This window comes from Bacillus sp. PK6-013 (assembly GCF_054161445.1).
Window position 1 is genome coordinate 3,875,307 of the sequence record NZ_CP096417.1, and the last position, 10,809, is coordinate 3,886,115.

General features: G+C 51.6%; 1 protein-coding gene. It reads right to left on the reverse strand.

Annotation, left to right across the window (positions count from 1 at the left end):
• Positions 1-32 precede the first annotated feature (32 nt).
• On the reverse strand, positions 33-10,802 hold the full coding sequence (gene licB / locus M1E03_RS19550; RefSeq protein WP_429674027.1) for a lichenysin non-ribosomal peptide synthetase LicB: 10,770 nt from the start codon (positions 10,800-10,802) through the stop codon (positions 33-35).
• Between the last annotated feature and the right edge of the window lie 7 nt (positions 10,803-10,809).

Here is a 10,809-nt window from a genome sequence, read left to right on the forward strand (position 1 = left end):
GCCCGCTTAACAAGCGGGCAAGTCCTCGGTGTTTATTTCAAGTTTTCTTCAAGAACGTCAAACAGGTCGCCCATTTCTTCCATCTCAAGATCGCCGGCAGAAAAATCACTCGGTGTAAATTCGCGCTCCTCTTTAGCTGTACAATGGTCGATCAATGCCGTTAGGGAAGCTTTGAATCTGTCCATCAGCCCTTGTACGGTCTGTCTGTCATATTCCTCTGTATTGAATGAACATGACAAGATGAATTTTTCCTTGCTGATGATGCCGCTGAAGCTCAGCGCATAGAGCGCTTCAGACCTTTCAGAAACCTGTCTGCCCATATCATAAGAAGAAGGTCCGAAGAAATCGGTCTGCACCTCCCTGTCGATCTGCCCCAGGTAGTTAAAGCTGATGTCAGGCTTGATCGAGAAATCGGCACCGGCTTTTTTCCGGTCTGTTAAGTAGCGAAGGATGCCGTAGCCGATTCCTTTGTCAGGAATGCGCCGAAGGGTTTCTTTGACGTTTTTAATGGTCTCAGGCAATCCTGCCGCTGCTTCGCTTTTTAAAACAACCGGATATTGCGCGGTAAACCATCCCGCCGTTCTCGAAATATTCATCCCCGGAATGATTTCCTCTCTGCCGTGCCCTTCCATATTGATGCAAATATTGGAGCCGTTCGTCCATTCTCTGATTGTCAGGCTGAGGGCGGAAAGCAGGATGTCGTTGATATCCGTTCCATACGGCTCATGCACTTTCGTCAGCAGCAGACGCGTCTCCGCTTCGCTTAATTCAAACGTAACTGCAGAATTGTTTTCCGCTTTTCTTTCTGCGGCAGCCCGATCTTTCGGCAGCTCGCAAATGCGCTCTTGTTCAAGTCTGCGCCAATAATCGACCGTTTTAAGAAAGCGTTCGCTTTGTGCATATGCCTCAAGCTCTTTTGCCCAGTCTTTAAACGAATTGGTTTTGTCGGGGAAGACAATGTCATGCTGCTGTGCGGCTTGCGAATAGCCTGATGCAAAGTCTTCCAGCAGAATTCGCCATGACACGCCGTCGATCACCAAATGGTGAATGACGATCAGCAAATGGTCGCCTTCCGCAGTCTGATACTGTTCTGCCTTTACAAGCGGCCCGTTTTCGAGATCAAGGCTTGCCTGAAGACGGTTTGCCTGGGCGGCGATTTCCGTTTCAATGTCAGTGACATATCGAAGGTCAACCACTCGAAAGGCGAACGAACGGTCGCCCGGCCCGCGGTTATACTGAATGAGGCGGCCGTTTTTCTTTTGATACACCATGCGCAAGGCATCATGATGCTCTGTCAATGCCGCCAATGTCTGTTCAACGAGCTCCGGGTCAAACCCTGAAGGCGCGTGAAGCATAACCGACTGATTCCAGTGATGCTCGTTCGTAAATTTGCGTTCAAAGAACCAGCGCTGAATCGGCGTCAATGTGACTTCCCCTTCGACAGGTCCTTGATTGATCGGTTTAGCATCGGCCCATTCAATATACGAACTGATCTCTCCGATCGTCGGGTGCTGAAACAAGTCCTTCATCTCCAGCTTCCACCCGTGCTGCTGAAGCCGGCTTGCCATTTGAATTCCTTTGATCGAGTCCCCGCCGAGCGCGAAGAAATTGTCTGTGATCCCGATTCGGTCTATACCGAGAACCTCCTGCCAAATGTCCGCCAACAGCTGTTCCGTTTCTGTAAGCGGCGCTTTGTATTCGGCTGTCTGCGCTTCGACGTCAGGCTGAGGCAGCGCCCTTCGGTCGACTTTTCCGTTCGCCGTAACCGGAAGCTCTTTAAGCTGCACCCAGAATGACGGTACCATATAGTCCGGGAGCGTCTGCGCCAGCTTCCGGGCGAGGCTTTCTGTATCAAGCTGTTCATTCGCAACGACATAGCCGCACAGCGCTTTGTTGCCGCAGGCGTCTTCGATGTCGGTGACGACGGCTTCCTGCACTTCAGAGAGCCGCGCGAGCTGGACTTCGATTTCAGAAAGTTCGATCCGGAAGCCGCGGATTTTCACCTGCTGGTCAATTCGGCCGATGTACTCAAGCCGTCCATCTTCCAGCCATTTGACCGCGTCCCCCGTCCGGTACATGCGCTCGCCCGGCACAAACGGGTCTTCCGTAAAACGCTTCGCCGTTTCCTCCGGCTTGTTCAAATAGCCGCGCGCAAGCCCGCGGCCGGCGATGCACAGCTCACCCGCGACACCGACAGGCTGGACTTCGTTGTTTTGTCCTAGCACATACACCCGCGTATTGGCGATCGGCTTTCCGATTGAAAGCATTCCTTCATCAGGATCAATCGCCGTGCTCGTCGCGACGACCGTGTTTTCCGTCGGTCCATAGTTGTTGACGAGCGTGTAGGAGCGTTTTGCGATCCGTTTCAGCTTGTCTCCGCCCGTAAGCAGCACGCGCAGCGACTGGTTGTCCAGCTCCATGAACTGTTCGCACAACTGTGTCGGCAGGAACGTGATCGTTATTTTGTTCTCTTCAAAGTATTGATTCAAGCGCGTAATATCCATCCGAATCGATTCATCGATGATGTGAAGCTCCGCTCCGGCGATCCAGTACGGGAACATTTCCCAGACGGAAGCATCAAAGCCGAAGCCGGCATATTTCGCGCTTTTGTCGTGTTCGGTGACCTTAAAGGCGTCATTATGCCAATAACACAAATTCACAAGCGACCGGTGTTCGACCATGACGCCTTTCGGCTGGCCGGTCGTGCCCGATGTGTAGATCAAGTAGGCCAGGTTGTCTGACTGAACTTGCGCGTTTGGATTCATGTCATCCTCTGGATAAAGCTCGCCGTCCAGAATGGAGCCTTCTCTATTCAAATCGATCACGTCTCCGGTAAATGTGTCTGGCACCGTTAATCCGCTTTGCGTCAAAAGCAGCTCTGCGCCGCTGTCTTTCAGCACGTATCCGATCCGCTCGGCCGGATAGCTAGGATCGATCGGCACATAGGCCGCTCCCGCTTTCAAAATTCCGAGCACGCCAGCGGCCATTTCAAGCGAAGGCTTGACCATGATCCCGATCCGCTGTTCAGGGCGGGCCCCTTTTTCGATCAGCAGCCGAGCCAGGCGGTTCGCCCGCGCGTTCAGCTCTTTGTATGTCCACTCCACGCCGTTGTACACCGCTGCCCCGCGGTCAGGCGTGCGGAGGACTTGCGCTTCGAACAGCTCATGGACCGTTTTGTCCTCCGGCACATCAAGCTTCGTCTCATTCCAATTTTGGACGATCCGCCGTTTTTCCGCTTCATCCAGAAGCGAAAGCTCTGAAAGGCGGGCATCCGGGTTTTCGGCAACCGCTTCGAGCAGGTTAAGCAAGTATCCGCTCCAGCGTTCAATCGTTTGTTTCTGAAACAAATCTGTTGCATATTCGAACTGAAGACCAATTTCATGATCTTTTTCATAAGCCCCAAGTGTCAGGTCGAACTTGGCAGCTGCATGTGAAATCTCGTACGGCTCGATTGTCAGACCGTCTAAATCGAGCGTCTCTTTATCAGGATCTTCCGTTGTCAGCATGACATTGAACAGCGGATTCCGGCTCATGTCGCGCGGTAAATCAAGCTTGGCGATCAGCTCTTCAAACGGATAGTCCTGATGGTCGAGGGCTGCGAGGCTGTTGTTTTTGACCTCTTCCAGAAACTCGCTGAATGATGCTTGATCAGGCACATGGTTTTTCAGCGCCAACGAATTGACGAACATTCCCGGCATGTCTTTCAGATCAGCATTCGTTCTGCCCGCTGCCGCTGTACCGACGACAATATCGTTTTGGCCGGATAGACGGCTTAAAAACAGGTTAAAAACGGCGAGCATCACAATATTCAGCGTCGTGTTTGTTTCCGCCGTCAAACGGCGCATTTTAAGGGCGGTGTCTTTTGATACTTTAAAGCGAACCCGGTCACCGGCAAAGCTTTGGACAGGAGGACGCGGAAAGTCGAGCGGAAGGCTGAGTTCCGGAACGCTTTCCTTAAACTGACGGAGCCAGAAATCTTCCTGTTTCCGAATGTTTTCTTGCTGGTCAGGTTCTTGCTGCCACACCGCATAATCCTTGTAGTGCAGCTTCGGCTCAGGGAGCGAAGCGTCTTTATAAAGCTGAGCGATTTCTTTGACGAAAAGGCTTCTGGAAACGCCGTCCGCAATAATATGATGTGTATCAATCAAAAGCAGATGGCGCGTAGAGCTGATGGAAAGCAACTCGGCTCTGATCAGCGGAGCGGTGCTGAGATCAAACGGTCTGATAAAGCGGTTGATTTCCGCTTCTGCGTCCTCTTCACGAATATGAATAACCTTTAAGTCAATGTCCGCTTTTTCATGCACAATTTGAACGGTACGGCCATCGACTTCAATAAATGCGGTTCGCAATGATTCATGGCGGTTCACCAAGTCGGCGAACGCCCGTCTTAAACGATCCGTATCAAGCACGCCTTCCATCATGAGAACAGACGGCATGTTGTAGCCCGTTCCGTTCTTTTCAAAATGGTGGAGGGCATACATCCGTTGCTGAGCGGATGAAACCGGATACCAGTCGCGTTTTTCGGCAGGCTGAATCGCGCTTTGTTGTGACTGTCCTTCGGATGCTTCAATACTGCGGGCGAGCAAGCCGACTGTCGGACAATCGAACAATGTTTTTAACGGTACTTTTTTTCCGAGCTTGGATTGGATTTCCGCTGTCAGCATCATTCCTTTTAATGAATGTCCGCCAAGATCGAAGAAATTATCGTCAAGTCCGACCTTCTGAACGCCAAGCACCTCTTCCCAAATGCCGCAGAGGGCTTTTTCAATTTCGGTTGACGGCGCTCTATACGAATCGCTTCGTCCGTTTAGACCTTGCGGCTCCGGGAGTGCGCGGCGGTCCACTTTTCCGTTTGCCGAAAGCGGCATTTTATCCACCGTTACGAAGTATGACGGGATCATGTACGACGGCAGCCGCTCGGAAAGACGCTCTCTCAGTTCGGAAACCGGCAGCTGTCGTTTCGCTTGAATATAAGCGCACAATTCGTCTAACCCCGAGTCAGTCGTAAAGGAAAGAACGATAGCCCGCTCTATATCATCAAGCCCGTTAAAGGCTTCTTCGATTTCTTTCAATTCGATTCTGTAGCCGCGGATTTTCACCTGATCATCCGTCCGCCCCAAAAATTCAATCTCTCCATTCGGAAGACGGCGGACGAGATCCCCTGTTCGGTACATGAATGTGCCCGGCGTGTAAGGATTTTCGACAAACTTCGCAGCCGTGAGTTCCCGGTTGTTCACATATCCTCTTGCAAGCCCGCTTCCCGTTATATACAGCTCGCCTGCTGCTCCGGCGGGAACAAGCCGGTGGGAGGCGTCTAATACCAGTGCTCCGGCGCCCGAAATCGGCCGTCCAATCGTCGGACGCTCGGCGAATTGTCCGATCATGTCCGGCTCGAGCGGTTTAGCGATTGCTCCGATCGTCGTTTCCGTCGGACCGTAATGATTGATGAATCTGGTGTCCGGATAGCGGGAATGGAACCGCTCCACATCTTTCGGATTGATTTTTTCTCCCCCTAGTACAATCAGTCTCAATGACTGAAGCCCCTTTGCCAAAGCGAAGCTTTGCGGCTGAACGACCGTATGGAAAAGCGACGGCGTCAGCTTCATATATGTGATCCCTTGTTCACCGATATAATGAGTAAATGCCTCCGGTTCTGTATACGTTTCTTTCGGGACGATATGCAGCTCTCCTCCGGCAAGCAGCACCGGGAAAAAGCTCGTGTATCCGAGATCGAACGCATAGGAAGACAAAAGCATCGTTTTATCCGAAGCTGACAGGTGCGCCTCACTGATAAACCAGGAAACATAGTTTGCCAGATTCCGGTGTTCGAGCTGAACACCTTTCGGCCGGCCAGTCGTTCCGGATGTGTAGATGATGTACGCCAAACTCGCTCCGTCCGTAGTTGGATGCGGCCGTTTATTACTTGCCATCAGCGTGTCTTTTCTGACATCTATCAGTCTCCCGGTATACCAATCCGCAAGATCCACTTGATGGGAAGGTTCTGTTAAGAGCCAGCGGACTCCGCTGTCTTCCAGCATATATTGCACCCTGCTCGTCGGCATTTCCGGATCAATCGGCAAAAAAGCGCCTCCTGATTTCATTACACCGAGAATCGCTGCGGCGACCTCTGCAGAACGATTCAGCATAATGCCGACAACATCGTCTTTTCCGACGCCTTCACTGCGCAGCACATTTGCGATCTGATTTGCTTTTTCATCGAGCACGCGGTATGTGAGGATCGTTTCCCCGCAGACAACGGCCGGCTGATCAGGCATTTCGTCCACCTTTTCTTCAAACTGTACATGAAACGGCCGCTCCTCAAGGCGCTCCGCCTGGCTGCGCCTCGCTTCTTCGAGCAGAAGTGCGCGCTCTTTGACTGAAAGCAGTTCGATGTCCCTGAGCTTAATGCCGGGGTTTTCGCAGATTTTTTTAATCACATTTAAGAAGTGACCGCTCCAGCGCCTAATCGTTTCTTCTTTAAATAAGGATACGGCATAGTCAAAACTCAAACCGATTTCGCCATCATGCTCCACAGCCTCAAGCGACAGATCGAACTTCGCCGTGCGGTGGCGCACCGAGTAAGACGAAATCTGCAAATCTCCGAGTTTCAGCGTCGGGACCTCCATGTTCTGCATGTTGAAAAAGACGCTGAACAGCGGATTTCGGCTTGTATCCCGCGGCAATGGCAGTTTTTCAATCAGTTCTTCAAGCGGATAATCCTGCTTGGCAAAGCCTTGAAGACTTGTCTCTTTGACTTCCTGCAAAAACTGCTTAAACGTTTTTTCTCCTTCGGGACGATTGCGGAGCGCCAGCGTATTGACAAACATGCCCGGAATGTTGTGCAAATCCGGATGGGTTCTGCCTGCCACGGGCGATCCGACGATCAAATCATCCTGTGACGCATACTTGGAAAGCAGGATATTAAATGCAGCCAACAGGAACATATAAAGTGTCGCATCAGCTTCAGAAAGCAGCTTTTGAATGTCTGCCGTCAGTTTTTGATCGATTCCGAAGACGACACGGTCACCTTCAAAGCTGCGTTTTGACGGCCGCGGAAAATCGTACGGCAGATCGAGAACAGGCAACTCGCCTTTAAAAACGTCAAGCCAATACTGTTCTTGTTCTTTCAATTTCTCCTGATGCTCCGGTCCGTTTTGCCACACAGCGAAATCTTTATAGTGGAGCTTAGGGGCAGGCGCCTCTTCTCCGTGGTAGAAGCCGGCCAGGTCGCGAATCAGTATGCCGGTGGAGCTTCCGTCCGTAATAATATGGTGCATATCGATCATCAGCAGATGGCGTTTTTCTTCAAGCTTCACGAGCTCCGCCCGGACGAGCGGCGCCTTATTCAGCTCAAACGGCCGGATAAATTCTCTGATCGCCGCTTCGGCTTCCGCTTCTTCCGCCACTGATTCCGTCAGGTGAAAAACCGCGTCTTGATGGATGCTTTGAACGATTTCTCCATCGATTAATTCGAACGATGTCCGCAATGTTTCATGGCGGCCGATCAAGGCCCGAAACGCGGCTTCCAAACGCTCCTTATCTAATTCGCCTTCCAAAAGCAGAACCGCCGGCACATTGTAGCTCGTGCTTGCTTCTTCGAGCTGATTGAGGATGTACATGCGCCGTTGGGCGGACGAAACCGGGTAATTCGGACGGGATGGTGCCGGCGTAATCGAAGCGGTTTCCTCTTTTGTTTCTCCTTGAAGAAATTCGGCCAGCTCTCTGATCGTCGGTTTTTCAAACAATACTTTGATCGGCACCTCTTTTTGGAGCTGCTCTTGTATTTTGGCAGTCAGCATCATCGCCTTCAGCGAGTGTCCGCCGATGGAAAAGAAGTTGTCATCGATTCCCGGCTGCTTGATGCCGAGAATCTCTTCCCAGATTGCCGCCAGAATTTCTTCCGTTTCATTTTTTGGCGCTTCGAATCTAGCAGTCTCTTCAGCGATAGGAGCCGGAAGCTGACGTTTGTCAACCTTTCCGTTGGCTGTCAGCGGCATGCTGTCGAGTTCGATCAAATGAGCCGGAATCATATACTCCGGAAGCGACCGGGACAGCTCTGTCCGCAGCTGTGCGGCCGGCCTCGTGCCAACGGCAGTGTAATAGGCGCAAATCTCGTTTTCTCCGGCGTTGTTTTCCCGAATGACAGCGGCCGCTTCTGAAATCCCCTCAAGGCGGGCTAAAGCCGCTTCAACCTCGCCTAATTCGATCCGGAAGCCGCGAACCTTCACTTGATGATCAATTCGGCCGAGGAATTCGATATTCCCGTCGGGAAGCCATTTTGCCAAGTCGCCCGTACGGTACATCCGCTTCCCTTCGGCAAAAGGATCGCCGACAAACTTTTCATCTGTCAGCTCAGGCTGATTCAAGTAGCCGCGCGCCACCCCGTCTCCGCCGACACACAGTTCACCGGGCACGCCGATCGGCTGAAGCGAGCCGTGTTCATCAACGATATAGGCGGTTGAATTTCCGATCGGCTTTCCAATCGGGATCGTCCTCTCATATGCTTGATCGATCAAAAAACAGGTCGAAAATGTCGTATTTTCGGTAGGCCCGTATCCGTTCCAAAGCGACAGTTCCGGTGATTCGCGTTTGACTCTGTTGACGATTCCCGGAACAAGGGCATCTCCGCCGATAATCAGATCGTTCAAGGTTGCAAACATTCCCGGATCCTGCTGAGCAAGCTGATTGAAAAGAGGCGAAGTCAGCCACATTGTTGTGATTCCGGTTTCCTTCAGAAACATGTTGAACCTTTTTCCATCAAGGAGCGTCTCTTTCGGGACGGGATAAAGGGTTCCTCCGTTTAGCAGTGCGCCGAATACTTCAAATGTACTGGCATCAAAGCTGACAGCCCCTGTCTGCGCCATCTTCACGCCGCTCTTCAGCGGGATGTAGCCCGCATTTTTGACAAGGCGGACGATATTGCGGTGTTCGACCATAACGCCCTTCGGCCTGCCCGTCGATCCGGAAGTATAAATGTAATAGGCAAGATCTTCGGGCTTGTTGACATGTTCAAGGTTGGCGGCATCTTCTTTTTCTGCATCCATCGCATTTACGGCGAGCACCTCATACCCTTCCAGCGAAATCTGCGTACTGTCTTTTGTAAGGACGATCTTTGACCCGCTGTCTTCGAGCAAAAAGCGAATCCGCTCTTCAGGATATCCGGGATCGATCGGCACGTACACGCCGCCTGCTTTCAGCACCGCCAGCATGCTGACGGCTGCTTCAAGCGACCGCTCCATCATAATGGCGACGGCATTTCCGTGCATCAAGCCTTTAGCTTTCAGTCTTCTCGCGAGCTGATTGGCTTTCTCATTCAGCCTGCGGTAAGTCAGGCTTCTTCCGTCAGCGGCAACAGCCGTTTTGTCAGGAGACGCTTCAACCTGTTCTTCAAACAGCACCGGGATCGTCTTTTCTCTTGGATAATCGGATTTTGTTTGATTAAAAGCGAGCAGCGTTTGTTGCTCCTGTTTTGATAACACGGCGGCGCTGGCTGCTTTTGATTCGGGGTTTGCAATCGCCTCTTCTGCGAGTCTCGTTAAATGCCCGGCGGCCTGCTCAATGAAAGCCGCGTCAAAAGCCGCACCGTTGTATTTCAATTTGATCGTCCACTCAGCTCCCGGATAAACGATCAAATTAAAGTCGTAATTCGTTTGTTCAAAAGCTCCGGCAGCCTTGATGGAAAAGCCGAGCCTCTCATGAATCGTTCCGTTTTCAAGCTCCTTATCAAGCGGATAGTTCTCAAACGCGACAAGGTGGCTGATCAAGCGGCGGTCCAATGCCGATTGCTTTTGAATCTCATAGAGCGGTAGATAGTCGTACCGCTCCGCGTCAATCGCATGCTGCTGTGCTTGTTTGAATAGCTCGGCAAACGATACGTTTTGATCGACCTTTAAACGGACAGGGATCGTGTTGATGAACAGCCCTGCCATATGCTCGATTCCGTCAATTTCCGACGGGCGCCCGGACACAACCGTGCCGAACACCACATCATCGGTTCTGTTATATTTGGCAAGAACCGCTCCCCAAATCGCCTGAAAAAGGTTTGGAGCTGTGACATGATAGCGGTTTGCCGCCTGTTGAAGAGCATCTACCATATTCTTGTCCCAAACAAACGTAAACTCCTCGTTCCGGTACGATTCTGAATCCGGCCGCGGTTTGCCGCCGGGAATGACGCTCGGACTTTCTAAACCCGAAAGGCGGTGTTCCCAGTAGGATGCCGCTTCACCCTTATCCTGCCGGCCGAGCCATTTAATATAGTCCGCATACGGTTTTCCCTGATCAAGCGGAACCGTCCGGTTTGCTCGAAACGCTTCATAGTTTTGAAAAAGGCGTTTCATTAATATCCCCATGCTCCAGCCGTCCATCACGATATGATGGTTGCTCCAGACGAGACGGTACTTGTTCCGGTCAAGCCGAAAGACTGCCGTTTTAAACAGCATGTCTTTCGCTAAATTAAACCCGGCAGCCTGTACCTCTTGTTTATACCGGTCAATGCGGTTTGTTCGCCTTTCCTCATCCAAGTCCGCAAGATCCTCAAATTCCACTATTGCCTGCCGTTCAGCCAGGACAACCTGGCGCGGTTTTTGCAATTGCTGGTGAACAAAAACCGTTCTGAGAATATCGTATGAATGCACGAGCTGATTCACGCTTTTTTCAAAGATCCCCAAATCAAATTCCCCGTCTATGAATAGCTCCAGCTGTGTGAAGTAAGAGGAAGATTCCGGATCAAGCATTGCGTGGTACAGCATCCCTTCCTGCATCGGTGTCAAAGGATACACCTTTTGAATCTTTTGTTTCCCCATAAGGCAC